This window comes from Moritella sp. 28, from assembly GCF_018219435.1.
Classification (GTDB): Bacteria; Pseudomonadota; Gammaproteobacteria; order Enterobacterales; family Moritellaceae; genus Moritella.
Window position 1 is genome coordinate 3,576,389 of the sequence record NZ_CP056121.1, and the last position, 18,998, is coordinate 3,595,386.

An 18,998-nucleotide genomic window follows, 5' to 3' on the forward strand; every position below is an offset into this window, starting at 1 on the left:
CTATGTCAGCGATCGACGTTACGATAAAAGAGCTGCAACAATACAGCTACCAAACCAATAGCCTGTTAGCGAACAAAACTTTAGCCAAAGCACAACTTGCTGGTGGTCACCTTTCGCCAATCAAAGGCCGCGGTATGGAATTTAGTGAATGTCGTCAATACCAACCCGGTGATGATATTCGTAGTATTGATTGGCGTATTACCGCACGTACAGGTAAAACCTACAGCAAGTTATTCAGTGAAGAAAAAGAACGACCTGTTTATGTCTTACTTGACCTGTCATCAAGTATGTATTTTGGCAGTCAATATAGACTAAAGTCAGTGCAGGCCTGTCATCTGACTGCATTATTGGCGTGGGCAACAAAGCATAAAAGTGATCGTGTAGGCGGTATTATTATTGGGGCATTTGGTCATAAAGAACTAAAACCACAGCGTCAACAACGCGGTATTATGCAATTACTCAGTGAAACGGTGAGCTTGCATAATTCACAACTGACTATGTCTCAAACCGAGCGTGTTGTTACGGCTAATGTCAATAATACAAATACCGAACCGAAAGAGTCTCTTGCCAGCGCTCTCACTCGCTTACGCTTACTGTGTAAAACTGGTAGCCATATTATGGTCATCAGCGATTTTCTTCATCTTGATGACAAAGCACAAAAGCAATTAGCATTATTAAAACGCCATAATGAAGTTGAAGCTTGGCAAATTTATGATCCTTTAGAACTCGCTCTTCCTAGCATCTCAGGTAATGTCCGTCTCGCTGTATCAAATGGCCAACAACATGGTTTTGTTAACCCGAGTAACGCGAAGAGTCGTCAAAAATATCAACAACATGCAGACATTAAACAACAAGCATTAAGACAAATAATGAATCGATACGGAATTCGTCACCATAGGATCAGCAGTGGCGAGTCATTATTGAGTCAAATTAAAGGTAAGGGTAAATAAAGCGCATGGATCCGTTAGCACAATTAAAAGATATTCATTTACCAGCGCCAGTATCGACGTGGCCACTGTCATTGTATTGGTGGCTAGCTATTATCGCTGTATTGTTGATCATTGGATTGGCTATTTACGGTGTATTACGCTACATCGAAAAAACCAAATTAACCCGGTTAGCCCTAGCTGAACTAACAAAATTACAACAGCAAGGCTGTGAGGTAAACGACTTACACCACCTGCTTAAGCGTATTGTGTTAGCCAGTTTCCCACGTGAAACAACGGCCTCGTTACACGGTGAAGCATGGTTAAGTTTTCTCGACCAACAAGCTAGCTCAAACAAGCGACCCTTCACTGCGTTCTCAAATAATAGCACCGCATGGACACTCGATTTATATAGCGCTAAACCTAATGCAATCGCCGAATCCTTACACTTTAAAACTTGCCAAGACTGGATCAAGAGAACCCCACTTATGCCAGTGGAGAAACAGTAATGTTTGAATTTAATTGGCCATGGCTTTTATTATTATTGCCACTACCTCTGCTTATTCGCTTTTTTAGCCACGCGGGCCAAGCACAAACGCCATTAGTGCTACCTAATTTACCTTACATTGAAACAGCAACAGGCACGGCAACAAAAAATCCCCGTGCAATCTGGCCATTAGTCTTAATGTGGCTATGTTTAGTGATCGCCTCTGCACGTCCGATGTGGATTGGTGAACCACAGTCAATTCCACAGCAAGGTCGTGAAATGATGCTTGCCGTTGATCTATCAGGCTCTATGCAGATTGAAGATATGCAAATTAATAACCGCATGGTTGATCGTTTATCGCTGGTGAAAACAGTTGTAGCTGACTTTATTCAACAACGTAAAGGCGACCGCGTCGGTCTTATCTTCTTCGCCGATAATGCCTATTTACAAGCGCCACTCACTTTCGATTTGAAAACAGTGAGTGACTATATGCAGCAAGCCGTACTCGGCCTTGTTGGTGAACAAACTGCGATTGGTGAAGGGATTGGCTTAGCGCTAAAACGTTTTGATGCGGCTGATAACCCCCAAAAAGTATTGATATTACTCACCGATGGTCAGAATACCGCCGGTGAAGTAAAACCCCTTGAAGCCGCTAAATTCGCGCAAGATCAAGGTGTTAAAATTTATACGATTGGCGTCGGCGCTGATGCCTATTATCAACGCACCTTATTCGGTAATCGAAAAGTAGATCCTTCACACGATCTCGATGAAGCCACCTTAAAGACAATTGCAGCACAAACTGGTGGCCAATACTTTCGAGCGCGCGATGCAAGTAGCTTAACCGCTATCTATGCCGAACTTGATAAACTTGAACCGGTAGAACAAGCACAACAACAATTTAGACCGCAAACAGATCTATTTCATTGGCCATTAGCAATCGCATTATTATTGTCCATTTTCGCCTGCTATCTACGTCAAGGAGCTAGTCATGACTGATTTTATGTTATTACGCCCATTATGGTTACTGGCGTTATTACCGCTCATAGCCCTTGCTTGGTACTTCCGTAAAAACAGCCAAACTAAAGGCTGGCATACAATGCTTTCACCTGAGATCGCACAGTTCTTATTAGCGCAGCATCAACCAACAACAAAATCCAAGCATTTCTTTATACCATTAGCCAGTATTTGGGTACTCGCCACAATTGCATTATCAGGCCCAAGCTTTAGCTATACAGAGCGTCCTGTGGCAAGTATTTCTCAAGCCAAAGTCATGATATTAGATATGTCACTATCAATGCGTGCCACAGACCTTAAGCCAAATCGCCTAGCGCAACTTCGCTTTAAAAGCACAGACATTATTAATAGCATTAAAGAAGGGGAAATAGGTTTGGTTGCTTATGCAGGTGATGCATTTGTTATCTCACCATTAACGACGGACACAAGCACCTTATTGAACTTATTACCAAATTTATCTCCTGAAATTATGCCTGTAAAAGGCTCTAAGCCAGAAGCTGGTATTCGTCAGGCAATCGAGTTACTCACCAACGCAGGTTATCAGCAAGGACAAATATTACTGGTGACCGACGGTATTAGTCCAACGCAAGCAGATAGTATCAATGCATTATTAACAAACACGGATTACAGTTTATCGATTCTTGGTATCGGTACCGCTCAAGGTGCTCCGATTAAAATGCTGAATGGTCAGTTACTTAAAAACAACCAAGGCACAATCGTCGTACCTCAGCTGAATGCCCGTTTATTGAAAGACACGGCACAATCGAATTCAGGGCAAGTGCAAGTGATAACCCACGGAAGCCAACAGCTAACGGACTTATTTAATCATCCGCTCAATTTTCAAAATAACCAAAAGACGGAGTTAACGACAGAACAGCGTAATGATGATGGTATTTGGCTACTGCCTTTAATCGCCTTATTAGCGGCATTCAGTTTTCGTAAGCAGTTATTTTTCAGTTTCTTCTTGGTTTTCTTGCTACAGCCTGAATCGAGCTACGCGGCCGAGACCTCGATATGGAACAACAGCAACGAAAATGGTGCATTGCTGTATCAAGATAAGCAATACCAGCAAGCTGCAGATACTTTCTCTGACGAGAAATGGCAGGCCAGCGCATTATATGAAGCGGGAGAATACCAACAAGCTATCGATCTGTGGTCGAATAATCCAAGCAGTGATTCCTATTATAATCAAGGTAATGCCTTAATGAAGCTCGGTAATATTGATGACGCTACTAAAGCCTACGAACAAGCGCTAAAATTGGATCCTGAAAATAACGATGCAAAAAGTAACTTAGCACTTGCTAAGCAAATAAAACAACAACAGAAACAACAGCAAGGTGATAAAGGCAAAGACAGTCAAAGCCAGCAAGACAGTCAGAGCCAGCAAGACAGTCAGAGCCAGCAAGACAGTCAGAGCCAGCAAGACAGTCAGAGCCAGCAAGACAGTCAGAGCCAGCAAGACAGTCAGAGCCAACAAGACAGTCAAAGCCAGCAAGACAGTCAAAGACAGCAAGACAGTCAAAGCCAACAAGACAGTCAAAGCCAACAAGACAGTCAAAGCCAACAAGACAGTCAAAGCCAACAAGACAGTCAAAGCCAACAAGACAGTCAAAGCCAACAAGACAGTCAAAGCCAACAAGACAGTCAAAGCCAACAAGACAGTCAAAGCCAGCAAGACAGTCAAAGCCAGCAAGACAGTCAAAGCCAGCAAGACAGTCAAAGCCAGCAAGACAGCCAAAGCCAGCAAGACAGCCAAAGCCAGCAAGACAGCCAAGATAAAGCGGGTGTAGTTGGACAAGATGAAACCGACGAGAATTCGGATGAAGGTAATGCCCAAGGACTGTCGGCAGCACAACAGACGCCATTAGAAAAAGAACAACAAAAGCGCCTACAAAAATGGCTACGGAATATTCCCGATGATCCTTCTTTGTTATTAAGAAATAAAATGTATATAGAAAGTCAGCAACGTAAAGCTGAATCAAATCAGCAAAATAGTTCGGAGCAAATATGGTAAAGGCAATTCAGACACATCGCCGTTTTTCAACATTCTCACTAATGGCAAATTTTCTCATTCTTGCAGGCTTGTTATTTACATTTAGCTTTCAGGCTAATGCAGCACTAAAAATAACAGCATCCGTCAATCAGAACCCAATTGTACAAGGGAGCAGTTTTATCCTTGAAATCCGTGCCAATGAAAGTATTAGCGCCAGTGACTGGGATAATTCTGCATTATTGGCTAATTTTGTCGTGGGTAGAACATCGATCAATAGTCAAAGCAGTTATTTCAATGGCAAGACAACACATGTAACAACTCTGACAACCGTATTAATGGCTCGAAATATTGGTGCTTATACCATTCCAGCCTTTACGATTGATGGCGCTACAACAAAACCAATTAAAGTAAATGTCATCTCATCGGCGACTGCAAATAGCCGTGGTATCAATAACCGTAATATCGAATTAAAAGTAAATATCTCGGAGAAAAACATTTATGTTAGTCAGCAGTTTATCTATACCGCAACCTTATATATTGCCCAAAATACCAAGATGCAATCTGGCAACCTCATCGAACCAACAGTGGCAGACGGCGTAGTAAAACAAATAGGTAAAGATGAAAATGCCAGTCAAATAGTTAATGGCAAACGCTTTGAAACAATTACACGTCAATATGCCATTACCATCAATACAGCAGGAGCAAGCACGATTACTCCAGCTCGATTTGAAGGACAAGTGAGTACCTCAAAGCGTGGCTACCGGTTTGGATCTGTAACGCCAGTAATTATCCAGGCTGACACTCTAGATGTAAATATACAGGCACAACCAAAAGACTATAAAGGCGAATGGCTAGTCAGTGACTTTGTTCAACTCGACGAAGAGCTACAACCATCGCAAGAGAACTATCAACAAGGTGAACCAATAACCCGAACGGTCACACTAACTGTTGCGAATGTAGATAAGTCAGCGCTACCCGTCTTAACAGTTAATTGGCCACATACCGTCAAGGTCTACCCGGATAAACCACAGTTGACGAGCTTTGCACAACAAAACAGTTACTTCGCGCAACAGGTATTAAGTTTTGCCATTATTCCCAATCAACTTGGTGAACTAACACTACCAGAAATATCAGTGCCTTGGTTTAATAGTAAAACACAGCAACAAGAATGGGCGACGCTACCCGCTAAAACAGTGACCATACTACCAAGTGAGAATAATGTAGCGAATCAAAACGACCAAGCTCCACTTGTGGCACCTAACAGTAATAATCAGGAAAATATACAAAGCCTATCGACAGCACCAGCTGAATCACCAGTATGGCGTTGGTTAACCTTTATTTTTGCAGGATTGTGGATATTAACCTGTGTCGCTTGGTTACTCTTACGTAAGCGCAACCAAAAAGCGCCTAGCCCCGAAATAACCATTGCAACTAAAACAGATAATATTTGGCCGCAATTACAAACCGCACTAAAGAATAATGATGCTAACCAAAGTAGTCACTTATTGCATCAGTGGTTCAAACAACGTTGGCCTGAAATCAAGGACCCACAGCTAACCTCACTGCCGATGAATAAAGAATGCCTGCAAGCTTGCCAAGATCTATTTACGTTTACTTACGGTAACAACGCTGAAATAACGAATTGGAATGGACAAGTATTATTAGCACAATTAACCAAACTTAAAGGCTCGAAAAACACCATAACAAAAAAACAACAACCCGAGATAAAAACCCAGCTTAATCCATAGGTTTCACTGAAAAAAGACAAGTTTGGCGCTTAAACATAGCGCCAACTTCGTTTAAGAAAATAACAACACGCCCATAAAGTTCGTTTTCGAACATATAAAACCCGCCAACTAATGCTCGAACATTAAGCAATATATCTCAAGTATGAAAATTAAAGATTCATATGAGCATTTAGCCCTTTCAAATGAAAGCATGCCAGTATTAACTGAAAGTTAACAAGTGAATTTACAAATTACATACATTTATCTACTGTCCACACTAGATCTCCACCTTAAAAAAGCGCAAAATAGCAGTAGCTATCGGATTTAATTATTGCTTTATTAAGGAATTGGAATGTCAATACATAAAACACTTGGTGAATTCATCATTGAAAATCAATCTGATTTTCCACATGCAAAAGGTGAATTAACAGCATTATTAAGTGCAATTAAACTTGCTGCTAAAATTGTAAACCGCGAGATCAATAAAGCAGGCCTAGTTGACATAACAGGTGCAAGTGGCATTGAAAATATCCAAGGCGAAGAGCAACAAAAATTAGACATGTATGCGAACGAAGTATTTAAAAATGCTTTGATTGCACGTGGTGAAGTTTGTGGTATTGCTTCTGAAGAAGAAGATCATTATGTATTTTTCGACAACCAAAACAGCCGTAACGCTAACTATGTAGTATTAATGGACCCACTAGACGGTTCATCAAACATCGATGTTAATGTATCAGTTGGTACTATTTTCTCTATTTACCGTCGTGTATCACCTGTTGGTGGTCCAGTTTCAATGGATGACTTCTTACAAGTTGGCCGTAAACAAGTTGCAGCGGGTTATGTGGTATATGGTTCATCAACTATGCTGGTATTTACAACCGGTAACGGTGTTCATGGCTTCACTTATGATCCATCAATTGGCGTATTCTGTTTATCTCACGAATCATTAACCTTCCCTAAATCTGGTAAAATCTATTCGATCAATGAAGGTAACTACAGCAAATTCCCACTTGGTGTAAAGAAATACATTAAATATTGCCAAGAAGAAGACGACGCAACAAACCGTCCTTATACTTCACGTTACATTGGTTCTCTCGTATCTGATTTCCACCGTAACCTGCTTAAGGGTGGTATCTACATTTACCCACAAACAGCACAAGCACCAACAGGTAAACTACGCTTATTATACGAGTGCAATCCAATGGCTTTTCTTGCTGAACAAGCGGGTGCACTAGCGACAGATGGTTATACACCAATCCTAGATCTTAAGCCTACAGAGTTACACCAACGTGTGCCTTTCTTTACAGGTTCTGTGGACATGATGGATACAGCACACCAGTTCATGCAAGAGCATAAAGAAGAAGCGTAATTTAAGCCTCTTTAACTACTGCTTTAAGCCACGTTATCTTCTATTCGAGAAGGTGACGTGGCTTTTTTTTGTTATAAGGCTTTGATGTATACCCAAATAACTTGGCTGTATTATAAACAACAACATAATAAAATGTGACAGACGTGACACTTACAAAAGAATTGTCTCAAAAAAGATTGACACTGTTATTTGATGTAGATCACAGTTTTAAACATTCATTTTGACTTGATCACTATAAGAACAACTACTCTAAATAATTTGGTAGCGATAACAATTTAATAACAATATGCACATGTAAAAATAAGTCCATATTTATCAACAACTTAAACAAATGCCGACCCACCACTATTTTTTCAATTAAACGTCAAGCCTTAATAACCAAACATTACACACTGTGATTATTCTTAATTACAAAGCATGAACAAGCAGTTACTATTTATTCATACTATCGACAGCTGGTCGGACCTTGATACTTAAAGGATAAACAAAAGGAACTTTGTTTTTCTATTCAAAGATCTAAACCAGTCACGAGTTAAACAAAATAAAACTTATAAAGATGAGTAATTAACTATGTCTAAATTTAAAAAAACAACGCTTGCTACAGCCCTACTGCTTGTCACTGCACAATCTTCTGCGGCAGGCTTCCAAGTAAGCGAACATTCAGCATCTGGTCTTGGACGAGCTTTTGCTGGTGAAGCAGCCGTTGCTGATAACGCATCAGTAATTGCACGTAACCCCGCTGCAATGTCACGCTTTAAAAAAGCTGAACTATCGATTGCCGGTTCTTATGTCATGCCGAATGTAGATATTACAGGTACTAAAGATGCACAAATTAGTGCATATTTAAATCGTGATGAAAGCGCATTAGACGCGTCAGATATTGCCCCTAATGCATTTATTCCTGCTGCCTATTATATTCAACCAATCAATGATAAATTTGCTGTTGGTCTTGCAATGTTCTCAGGTTATGGTGTTACAACTGAGTATGATGAAAATTACGTAGCAGGTTCTTTAGGTGGTAACACCGAATTAATGACTTTTAATATAAATCCAAACGTGTCTTTCAAAGCGACGGAGCAACTTAGTTTAGGTTTAGGTGTGAGTGCTGTTTATGGTTCAGCGACTCTGGAACGTAATTACGGTGATTTAATCCCTGCAATTACAGCTGGAAAAGGGGCCTCTGCACAACAAATCGCTGGTTCAGCAAATCCTGGTGCAAAACTATTCAAATTAGAAGGTGATGACTGGGCCTTTGGATGGAATGCGGGCATTTTATTTGAACTGAATGAAAATAATCGCTTTGGTTTAGCTTACCGCTCACAGGTCGATCTAGAATTTTCTGGTGAGTTTACCAAATATAGTCCAAATGGCTCTGTTGCCCTTAATACAAGTAATGCAACATTAGAATTACCTCTAGCTGCGACAGCTGAGTTCTCTGCTTACCACAAGTTAACAAGTGCATTCGCAATTTCTTATGGCGTTGTTTGGACTCAATGGAGCTCATTTACAGAACTTAAAGCAGTTAGTTCTGACTGTGGTTCCGACTGCTTCTTAAAAGAAGAAGAGTTTAAAGATAATTACCGTTACGCTATCGGTGCTGAATATACTATCGATAACCTAATATTACGTGCAGGTCTCGCATATGATCAAGCTGCTGGTGAAACAACCCTTAATATTCCGGAAACAGATCGTCGTTGGTATACAGCAGGCGCTACCTATAATGTAAATCAGGATCTGTCATTTGATTTTGGTGCAGCTTATATCGCTTCTGATGATGTAGAATTTACAGAAACAGATAAAGCGGGAAGTACTTACAGCTTTAAATCTTCAGGTGATGCGATCATCGTATCAGCACAAGCAAACTACCGTTTCTAAGCGTATTTAGATAAGTAACTTAATACTTAAATATAGTAATAAAAATAGCGTCTTATGGCGCTATTTTTATTTTCGACTAACCTTAAAATAAAACATCATTTTAAGGGTATAAATATGATAAAACGTTGTAGCCGTGATGCATCTATCGCCTATCTAAGTGCTCTCCTTAGCTTCATATTTTATTACAGCCCTTCGACTTATGCTGCATCATATCAATCTTCAACAACCTCAGCCATCGAACTCAGCAATGCAGGCGCAGGCACAGCAGCAGACTCTACTAACCTAGCAAATATAGCCGTTAACCCCGCGATCATCGCTGCATTTTCATCTCCGAGTATGGCTATCGCTGGTATCTTAGTTCAATCTAAAAAAGACATTACTGGTGAATACTATTCCAATGGTGATCCTGAAGCATTGGATAACGCTGGAATCAGTGATAATTATATCGCCCCTTCTGGCTACTTTGCCTTTCCCATTAATGATAAATGGTCATTTGGGTTTGCTACTTTTTCTAATTATAACGTCCGTAACAACTATGATACTGAATATCCCGTAGGTCTTCTTGCTGGGCGGCGCTCTTTATTCACCTATGAAATCAGCCCAAATATAGCCCTCAAATTAACTGATTATTTTTATGTAGGTGCGGGTGTAAGCGCTATTTATGGTAACTATCAATTAACAACAAACTATGGCTCACAAAATACCAATAATCCAAGTCAGATTTATCAAGATTATAATGGTACGGGTATCGGTTTTAGGTTTAATATCGGCATACTTTATCAACTAAACACACACCACAAGTTTGGACTATCCTATCGCTCTGAAAGTGACATTGAAACAGAAGGTACATTTACCACATTGGCGGGTAATAATGATTTAGTATTTCAAGATACGACAACGCTAACGATGGCAATTCCGAGTGAGCTAACATTTTCAGGATTTCACCTACTTGATCCGCGACTGTCAGTACAGTATTCATTAGCTTGGTATGGATGGGAAAGCCTAGATTCCATTTCAGTATCACATCCAAATTGTCCTGCTAACTCGGGGTTTAATCGACCACAAGGTCAATGCTTGATAGAGTCTGTTAACGCAAAAGATGGTTGGAAAGTTGCATTCGCCATTAACTATAAATTAAATGATGTTGTCTGGTTACGAAGTGGGATGTCAACTGAAAAGTCAACAGAAAGCGCAACCTTCTCGATACCTTTTGATAAAAAAACAAACTTCAGCTTTGGGCTATCCTATTATGCAAGTCGCTCGTTAAGTTTCGATATCGGCCTTACGTATGCAAAATATGAATCCACGCGAATTAAAGATACTGTTGGCCAAGATAGCTTCGATGTAAGTACAGAAGGCAATAGTACTATGTTTGGCTTTCAACTAAATTACCAATTAATAGATTAATACTATAAATTCCCTACTACTTCACACCACGTAAAGAAGGTTATAACGGAATATTAAGCTCAACAATAGACCAACGCCCGCGATCAAAGCAAAAGTGTTGAGCGCAGTGGTAATCCATTTTATGCGGTGCTTTTCCTAACATGTTCCAATTCGTCGCGAGCGCATATATCGCACGGATAACACCTTTATGACTGACGCAGCCTATATAGTGTTCTTCGTTATCAATAGCCAGTGACTCAACCCAAGTACTTACTCGCGCAGCAACCAACCTTGGCGACTCTGCATTCTGCGGCTGTAGATCTAACCCTAGCGCTTCTTGTTTCGCAAAATAACTTGGATCTTGGGATCTTAGTTGTTGTAAGGTTTTACCTTCCCACTCACCCCAACTCATTTCGATCAAAGCCATTTCCGTCTGTGCTTCAATGCAGAGCAATTCGGCCGTTTGCTGGGCTCTTAACAGCGGGCTATGAAACCACCGCAACGATGAAAAATTTGACGGTAACTGATAAGCGCTAATTTGTTGCTTCCCCGCTTCATTCAACGGAATATCTGTACGCCCCTGTAAACGCCGTTCACAGTTCCATTGCGTTTGCCCATGACGGATAAAATAAACGTGGATCATATATTATCCAACGGATTTGATATCGCACCTTGGATAACACAATTAAGCTGCCGGGCACTGGCCTCAATAGAATGATGCTGAGTAACGTATTGCTTCGCCGCGTGTTTCATGGTTTTCAATTTTTCATTATTTTTCAGTAAACAGTCAATTGTTACTGACATTTCTTGCGCATTATACGCATCTACCAAAATGCCTGTGACCTTATTATTCACAATTGAGCTCACGCCCCCCTGATCACCTGCAACAACTGCAACACCCGCTTGCTGAGCTTCTAAGAAGATCATGCCAAGCGCTTCATTTATCGCAGGCCAAACGAGTAATTCGAAATGCGGTAATAATTGTCGTATTTGACTGTTTTCAAGTGCACCTGAAAACTTGACTTGCCTGTGCCGAACAAAAAGAGTTCGAATTTCTTCTTCCATCATTCCATCACCAATAATCAATAACTGGTAAGGCTGTTGTAATAAATTGACCACTGAACTTAACTGCTGATAAGAATGGTACTTATCACCACTGCGCATCATCGCGATTGTGATAAGCCAAGGTAAGTGACTATCTAAACCGTATTTAGCAGCGATGCCTTCTCGCGTTAAAGTCGCAGTTAATTTTCCGCTATCTTTATTTATCCGAGAATGCTCATTATTTACATAAGAACCGTCATGATGAACAGGAAAATCATCGATAAAAGCATTAAGTGACACAAGTGGAGAATGACATTTTTTCTGTCGCAGAGAATAAAATTCAACAAGTGCGATTTTATCTCTTGGGTTAATACAGATGACTTTGCTCGCTAGTTTTAATCCTGTAGCCACTTGCTGGTGATACAAAGCCCAGCCCCCTTTGGCACGTTTCTCTGCCCATGAAGCTTCAGCCACAATATAAGGGATATCAAGCGCCTGACAAATGATTGGGCCAATTAAGTCTGGTGCTTTGTAATAGAGGTGATAACTAAACCAAACGTGCGGTCTAAAACCTTGCTTGTTCCAGCGCCGCATAATTCTAGTCGCTTCTTTTTTAGCTATCATAATCAAGCGTTGCTGACGATAACTGTCACCTCGCTTATCAAAGGTACGCAACTGACTCGCAAGTTCAACATGATAACCGCCCTGCTCCAATGCACGTATAAATAAACGCGCTATTTCGCGGTCACCCGAGGGTATCGGATGTAAAGGCGATTTAAGCGGCGCATAAAATGCGATGCCTGTTTTTACACTTGTATCAGTCACGGCTATCAAAAAGCTTTTCTAATTGGTCAATACCAATTTTAACATCAAAGCGTCGGTGAAGCTGCTTCTGTCCCTCTAACCCTAGACGTTCTCGTTTTTCACCATCTCGTAATAAATCATCTAATGCAGATGCTAACTGATCAACATTATTCGACTCAACGAGTACGCCATTTTCACCACTATCAATCAGCTCTGGGATACCTGAAATATCCGTCGCCAGACAACATACAGACTGGCTTTGTGCTTCCATCAACACATTCGGCATCCCATCTCTGTCACCATCGGCAACAATCTTACTCGCCAATACAAATAAGTCACTTTTACGGTAAGCTTCAAGTACCGTTAATTGTGGCTGTGCGCCTTGCCACTCAATATGTTTATCAATACCTAACGCTTTAGCCTGCTGTCGCAGACTCTTTAAAATACCGCCTCCGCCAATATGCGTTAACTGCCAATGTAAATCCTTTGGCAACTTAGCTAACGCATTAAGTAAATCATCGTAACCCTTCTTCGGAACCGCTCGACCAACACTGATAATTTTAACCGGGTTGCCAGCCGAACTACCGTTAACATTGGCGCGAGATAGACGCTCTACATGTTGAAAACGGGTAAAGTCTAAACCGTGATAAACCAAATGAACCTTACTTGGATCTTGAGCAAGGGATTGTAAGTACTGATGGTTTGCGGCGGTACACGTAGACAACCATTGTAACTCTGTCAGCTTTTCGGCAAGATCCCACTCTTCTGATGTCCAAATATCTTTGGCATGTGCAGAGCACGACCAAGGCAGATCATTAATTAATGCGGCATAGCGTGTTACCGATGCTGGCGTATGTAAAAAATGCGCATACATTTGCTCGATACCGTCTGGCATTTCGGCTGCAAGTACGATGCCTTGACCAAAGCGACGAACCCGTCCACGGCTAGTATCACGCTTAATATCTTGAATAAACTGCTTAACAACTTTGGTTAATGAATAGCGTTTGACGACATGAAAAAACGCTTTTAGTACCCGTAATGGTTCAACATGTAAGTATTCAGGTAAATATAATACATCCGCTTCAATCTGTTGGTGAATAGGATGCGTGCTGGTATCTGTCGGATGACGTAATGAAACTAATGTAATATCAAACCCACGTAACTCTAATGCGCGAATTTCTTGAGCGATAAATGTTTCAGAGAGGCGTGGATAACCTTTAAGTACTAATGCAATTTTTTTCACTACTGACTTACCTTAAACTTTGATAATTAAAACGTGATGAGACGTCATAAAAACATATATCGAGCTTGAGCATTACTTTAATAACTTACGAATACCTTGAGCTAGCCCATTCAATAAGCAATTTCGCACTTTTATGGGCGCCCTGATTGTCGATGTTAACCTTCTTTGCGGTACTTCCAACTGCAGTATTAATCGCAGATTTTAATGTCTCGACACTCAACTCATCATTTTTTACAGATTGTAATACTCGACCTTCGACCAATATTTCACTTCGCGCTAACTGCTCTGTTTCGCCTTCCCCTTCAAACGGTATTACCACCGCAGGTACGCCGGTCAATAACAAATCCATCACAGTATTATACCCTGCTCTTGAAATGGACACATAAGCATTGTTTAATTCTTTTAGAAAATCATCCGCAAGATCTACAACTTGTAAGTTAGACTGCTCCTGCGTTTTAAAATAGGCTTTGTCGGCACTGTCCATGTTTGGACCTGTAATCAATAACCACTTTTTATCCGCGGCAAACCCACTCTTAAATAACGCCATCACTGCAACCAAAATATCTTTACCTATGCTGCCGCCTCCGACAGACACAACTATCGTATCCCGTGTTTTCTGCGACGAACCACCATTTTCCATGGTCGGACAAACATATCCGGAATAACTGATTTTATCGGCAATCATATCGGCAACTGGAAAGCTTTTTTCTAGTGGGTAGAAATTTTTGTCACCATGCACTAATACATGCTGGTAATACGTTTGTACAAGGTTAACGTACTCTTGTTCCCTCACTGCTGAACGACGCTGTAAAATATCTCGTATTGAAGAAACAAGTACAGGGGGATTACTTTGTGACTTAACCCAATTAAGGAGTGGTAACAACTCAAAACGCATCTGTCTACGGCCAAAAGGATACGTTTCAGTCACAATTAAATCAGGCTGTAAGGTCTCACAAAGAGCTAATAGGGCCTGTGTACGCTCTTTCTTATCATCATCACTAACAGGAGTGTTATCTGCTTTAACTAAACCACTAAAACCTGAATCAGCACTCTTAACCGCCATTAACTGGTGCATCGTCGCGTCACCAAAAGACATACTCGGAACAGGCATGCCACCAAAAATAACATCTACATGTGCACCTTGCTCACACAATGCTTGAACAATAAGAGAAGAGCGACGAACGTGGCCAATACCTAATAAATATTGCACATAATACATAATACGCGGCGCTGACATATACCTGATTCCTTACTAAAAAAAATAACTTAAGAAGAACTAGATTAGATTATTCTGATACTAACTCACCAAATCGATCGGCAACAAAGTCTAAACCATTCAGCAAGTTATCAAGTTTATGTGTACTCGGTTTATCTTGTTGCAATAATTTAATAATACTGTCGTGCATCAGCTCAGTTGAACGCTCAGACGCCAAATCAAGCATAGATAACAGGCCAACGCCTGCTGCATTACTCGCTCGAATTAGCTGCTCTTTACGTGGGTGGCTACGAGGTAAAATTAATGCACGCTTATCAAACGACAGTATTTCACAAAACGTATTGTAACCCCCCATCGCAATCACCGCCTCAGCTTCGACCATCAAATGCTCGAGGTGATTACTGAATGTGATCGCATCGACATGCGGTAACAACTCTGCACGATGCAAAAACGCATTACGATCCGCAGCGGGCATAAAAGGGCCAAGGACAAACAAAGCAGGCATCAGTGTTGCGCTACTCTCATAAGCACGTAATACCCAGTCAACCATTTCAACACCATCACCGCCACCACCTGGGGTGACCAAAATATAAGGCTGCTCAGGAAAATTAATGGTATCGGTATCGACTTTTTGTGGTAGCTGCCTTGGCAAATAACCTGTAAATAAGGTTTTATCTGTGACGATTTGCTTTATATCTAGCCCCTTTAATGGATTAGATACCTCTGCGGGACCATAAACCCAAAGCTCATCATAAAGATTTTCAAGCAATGGCATCACATTTTTCTTCTGCCATTCTTTTTTTAAAAGCTCGGGAGAGTCCATCACATCACGTAAACCGAGAATACATTTGGTATTCGTATCTTTAAAATAGGCGAGCGTACTGACGACTTCATCTTTCAATCCACCCGGCTCTTTATCGACAAGGAAAATATCCGGTTTGAAGACTTTAGACGTATTCAAAATGATGGCTTCACGTAATGCCAGAGTATCAGCAAGATCGATAAGTAAGCCAAGTGAGGTGTATTCACCATTGTGAAGCTTAATAACGCCTGGAATACGAATAAAATCAACACGGGCTTTAAAATCAAAGCGACCAATAATCGGTGATCCAGTAATAATTAAAACAGATAAGCCCTTGTATCGGTCAACAAGCTCATGCGCGATGGTTCTACAGCGTCGCAAATGCCCAAGACCGAAAGAGTCATGACTATAAATGAGCAAACGGCTATTATTTAATTTACTGCGCACTTGAATTCTCTTTAACTAAATATTATTAAGATGGATAAGGTTATCAAAAAATAGTTGCCTAAGATAGCGCACTACTCACTTAATAAACCATTCATTTTATTAAAAATAAACACTCGATTAATTATAATCAGAGTCTATTTTGTCGTTCTTTTTTATCTCTGTAGAGACGCTTAATGCAGCGGCAGCACCCACTGTTTCAGCAAGTTCATCATTTTTTTCAATGATATCCTTCAGGTCTTCTTTGTCTTTACCCGCATGCTGAGTTAACACATGCACAGAGCGATGAGCAAACTCAATACCATTGGCTTTTAATGACTCTTGTACAAGTCTAAATGCTTCTCGGCGAATGACCCATTGCTCTCCAGGTACACACGTAAACTTCATCCGGAAGATAAGCGCGGACTCTTCAACCCTCGTCACCCCTTGCGATTTCAATGGAAGTAAAAAATGTTGCCCATATTCAGGGTGTAACAGCATTTTTTGTCCCACTTTTTTGATCACCTTACGTACCTTTTCAACATCCGTTCTGTAATCTAATCGAAACTCTAATTTCTTAGTGATCCAATCACGGGATAAGTTACTGACGGTTGCCATTTCGCTAAAAGGGATCGTTTGTATTGCGCCAAGGTGATGACGTAATGTAATTGAACGAATAGAAATGCGTTCAACAGTACCACGTAAACCAGCAGCCTCAATATATTCACCACGGCGAAATGCATCATCAAGTAAAAAGAAGATACCAGAGATTACATCCTGTACGAGTTTCTGAGCACCAAAACCAACGGCGATACCGACGATACCCGCACCAGCGAGTAAAGGAGCAATTTCAACACCAACGATACTCAATATCATCAGTAGTACACAAGAAAATAAGAATACTAATAAGAATGAACGCACTAAAGGCAACAAGGTTTCAGAACGAGAAGCCCCCGTACCACCACCTTCCCCCTCTAGTGTGGAACTACCATTGTTATCTTCGCAAATCATCTCATAAGGTAAATGGCGTTCGATAGCAGATTGAATAACCTCCCAAATAGCATAAGCCAAAATAATAACGATAATAATATCAACAAACATTTGGATAAAACCGCCAAAGCTATTCGCTAATTTTTCCCAAGCATTATGATCAAAGCTAGCATCAATATGATAGAAGATAACAGCGACGAATATAATGCGAAGTGCAATAATGACCCTACGAATAAATTTATCGCAACGCATTTCAAAAGAATGGCTCTGTAACCACGTTATACGTTTTAGTTGGCTCATTATGACAAAAATCAGACGATCCAATATAGGATAACTAAACGTTAACCACCAAATTGGCGTAAAGTTATCTGCTTGTTCGTAATAGCCTAAAAACTCATACGTAGCCCAGAAAACCCAAGCAATAAATAACCATATAGTAAGGATTGTAGTCCACGTTTGACGCAAAAATCGAGTTAATGCCGAGCTCGCTTCTTTCGAATCCGTAAACATTGCTTCAATGGTTTTACGGTTAAACCAAATAAAATAAATCGATAAAATATTCATTATCATACCGGTCGAAGGAATAATCAGAGCGAAAAGAATTCTATCTAACGAGAATAATATGAGGATATACCAAAGTGTTGTAATAGTAAGGTATATAGCCATAAAAATAAGTATTGACCAATATAGCCGGGTTGCCGATAAGCAATCAATTTTAAACAACCGATTACCTTTAGCATAGGGAGCAAAGATAAGTCGTAATATAATCGCTAATGCACGTATTTTAACAACAAGGCCGAGTCCATGCAGGCTTAATACACGAAAGGGGTCGGTTTCGCTATAGTTATAAATAGCGATAAGCGCGGCAGTTAAGGCGAAAATAGCAATGCCTACATATTGAAAAAATCCACGCATGAGTATGTAATCAAGATTATCTTTAAAACTAGAACCTTTTTCTTTCACAACACTCTCAGAAAAAGAATCCATTTTCAGACTAACAACACGCTCTACAATAAAACCAGCAACAAGCATCAACACAAAAATAGTAAACAAAGAGGTGAAATGCCCTACACCTTCTTCATTCGTCAGGTTATTAATCAATTGCGCTTGGTGTTGAGGCCACAAGGCTAAACTGGCTAATAATTTTGCTTTACGATCTCTGGCATCCATTAAAAAAATAAAACGGGCCATCTCATCATTGCGATAACCGTATTCTTTATTACTCCCACGTTGTGCCGACGCATCTGTAACACGCCAGTTTTTCGCCTTACGCGCGTTTTTTCTATCTGCAACGAATGGGTCATTGTCATTATTTACAGATTGGTAGTCACCCGACAGGTTATCACTCTCATTACTTACTGGGCTGGTCTTTACTAAATCAACCGCTTCGTTTGTCAGTGATAACTCAGGTCCCTGCGCATAAGCCACGCTTATATTACTCAGCATCAAAAACATATAGATAAAGATTGTAGTAGCTATAGTACGATTAAAGACGCTTAAGGTAATACGCAGAGGCATAGTGATGACCAAATATTGATTGATAAGAATAACTATAGTATCAAAACTTTATAAACGAATGATATGATAAATAGCACATATTATTAATAAGTTAAAATACAAGTCGGGTGAATAGACAGATAAAAATGAGATAATATAAAAGTAAAAGGAAGTGAACAGGGTTGCGAACTAAACATGAGAA

The 18,998-nt window shown here is 40.4% G+C and carries 14 protein-coding genes; 8 read left to right on the forward strand and 6 right to left on the reverse strand.

The window, feature by feature from the left end; all coding sequences use genetic code 11:
- Positions 1 to 2: 2 nt before the first annotated feature.
- The 8 genes from HWV02_RS15785 to HWV02_RS15820 all read left to right on the forward strand — a co-directional run bounded on the left by HWV02_RS15785 (position 3) and on the right by HWV02_RS15820 (position 10,798).
- Positions 3 to 950, forward strand: coding sequence for a DUF58 domain-containing protein (locus HWV02_RS15785; RefSeq protein ID WP_211676716.1), 948 nt, complete (start codon positions 3 to 5; stop codon positions 948 to 950).
- A gap of 5 nt (positions 951 to 955) precedes the next feature.
- Positions 956 to 1,435: a DUF4381 domain-containing protein gene (locus tag HWV02_RS15790; RefSeq protein WP_211676717.1), complete on the forward strand. Its 480-nt coding sequence runs from the start codon at positions 956 to 958 to the stop codon at positions 1,433 to 1,435.
- Positions 1,435 to 2,409, forward strand: a complete 975-nt coding sequence (locus HWV02_RS15795) for a VWA domain-containing protein (protein ID WP_211676718.1) — start codon at positions 1,435 to 1,437, stop codon at positions 2,407 to 2,409. Before HWV02_RS15790 ends, HWV02_RS15795 begins: the two co-directional genes overlap by 1 nt.
- Positions 2,402 to 4,441 (forward strand): VWA domain-containing protein, encoded by a 2,040-nt coding sequence (locus HWV02_RS15800; RefSeq protein WP_211688647.1) that lies wholly within the window; start codon positions 2,402 to 2,404, stop codon positions 4,439 to 4,441. The genes HWV02_RS15795 and HWV02_RS15800 overlap by 8 nt, the downstream gene beginning before the upstream one ends.
- Complete coding sequence (locus HWV02_RS15805; RefSeq protein WP_211688648.1) at positions 4,435 to 6,168, forward strand: BatD family protein; 1,734 nt, start codon at positions 4,435 to 4,437, stop codon at positions 6,166 to 6,168. The genes HWV02_RS15800 and HWV02_RS15805 overlap by 7 nt, the downstream gene beginning before the upstream one ends.
- A 331-nt stretch (positions 6,169 to 6,499) precedes the next feature.
- Complete coding sequence (gene fbp / locus HWV02_RS15810; RefSeq protein ID WP_211676721.1) at positions 6,500 to 7,516, forward strand: class 1 fructose-bisphosphatase; 1,017 nt, start codon at positions 6,500 to 6,502, stop codon at positions 7,514 to 7,516.
- Between the two features lie 570 nt (positions 7,517 to 8,086).
- On the forward strand, positions 8,087 to 9,391 hold the full coding sequence (locus tag HWV02_RS15815; protein WP_211688650.1) for an outer membrane protein transport protein: 1,305 nt from the start codon (positions 8,087 to 8,089) through the stop codon (positions 9,389 to 9,391).
- Between the two features lie 114 nt (positions 9,392 to 9,505).
- Entirely contained in the window at positions 9,506 to 10,798 is a 1,293-nt protein-coding gene (locus tag HWV02_RS15820) for an OmpP1/FadL family transporter (RefSeq protein ID WP_211688652.1), read from the forward strand.
- A gap of 40 nt (positions 10,799 to 10,838) precedes the next feature.
- On the opposite strand, the gene HWV02_RS15825 is transcribed toward HWV02_RS15820, so the two are convergent.
- From HWV02_RS15825 to HWV02_RS15850, 6 genes are all read right to left on the reverse strand, one after another.
- Positions 10,839 to 11,420: a histidine phosphatase family protein gene (locus HWV02_RS15825; protein ID WP_211676724.1), complete on the reverse strand. Its 582-nt coding sequence runs from the start codon at positions 11,418 to 11,420 to the stop codon at positions 10,839 to 10,841.
- Positions 11,417 to 12,646, reverse strand: coding sequence for a glycosyltransferase family 4 protein (locus HWV02_RS15830; RefSeq protein WP_211688654.1), 1,230 nt, complete (start codon positions 12,644 to 12,646; stop codon positions 11,417 to 11,419). The genes HWV02_RS15825 and HWV02_RS15830 overlap by 4 nt, the downstream gene beginning before the upstream one ends.
- Positions 12,639 to 13,868 carry a glycosyltransferase family 4 protein gene (locus HWV02_RS15835; protein ID WP_211688656.1) on the reverse strand — a complete coding sequence of 410 codons (1,230 nt, stop codon included), beginning with the start codon at positions 13,866 to 13,868 and terminating at the stop codon, positions 12,639 to 12,641. The genes HWV02_RS15830 and HWV02_RS15835 overlap by 8 nt, the downstream gene beginning before the upstream one ends.
- Positions 13,869 to 13,953: 85 nt before the next feature.
- A complete protein-coding gene (locus HWV02_RS15840; RefSeq protein ID WP_211688658.1) occupies positions 13,954 to 15,105 on the reverse strand; it encodes a glycosyltransferase family protein in 1,152 nt (383 codons plus the stop codon).
- A 49-nt stretch (positions 15,106 to 15,154) separates the two neighbouring features.
- Positions 15,155 to 16,333: a glycosyltransferase family protein gene (locus HWV02_RS15845; RefSeq protein WP_211688660.1), complete on the reverse strand. Its 1,179-nt coding sequence runs from the start codon at positions 16,331 to 16,333 to the stop codon at positions 15,155 to 15,157.
- Positions 16,334 to 16,450: 117 nt separating this feature from the next.
- A complete protein-coding gene (locus HWV02_RS15850) occupies positions 16,451 to 18,817 on the reverse strand; it encodes a mechanosensitive ion channel family protein (protein ID WP_211688662.1) in 2,367 nt (788 codons plus the stop codon).
- Between the last annotated feature and the right edge of the window lie 181 nt (positions 18,818 to 18,998).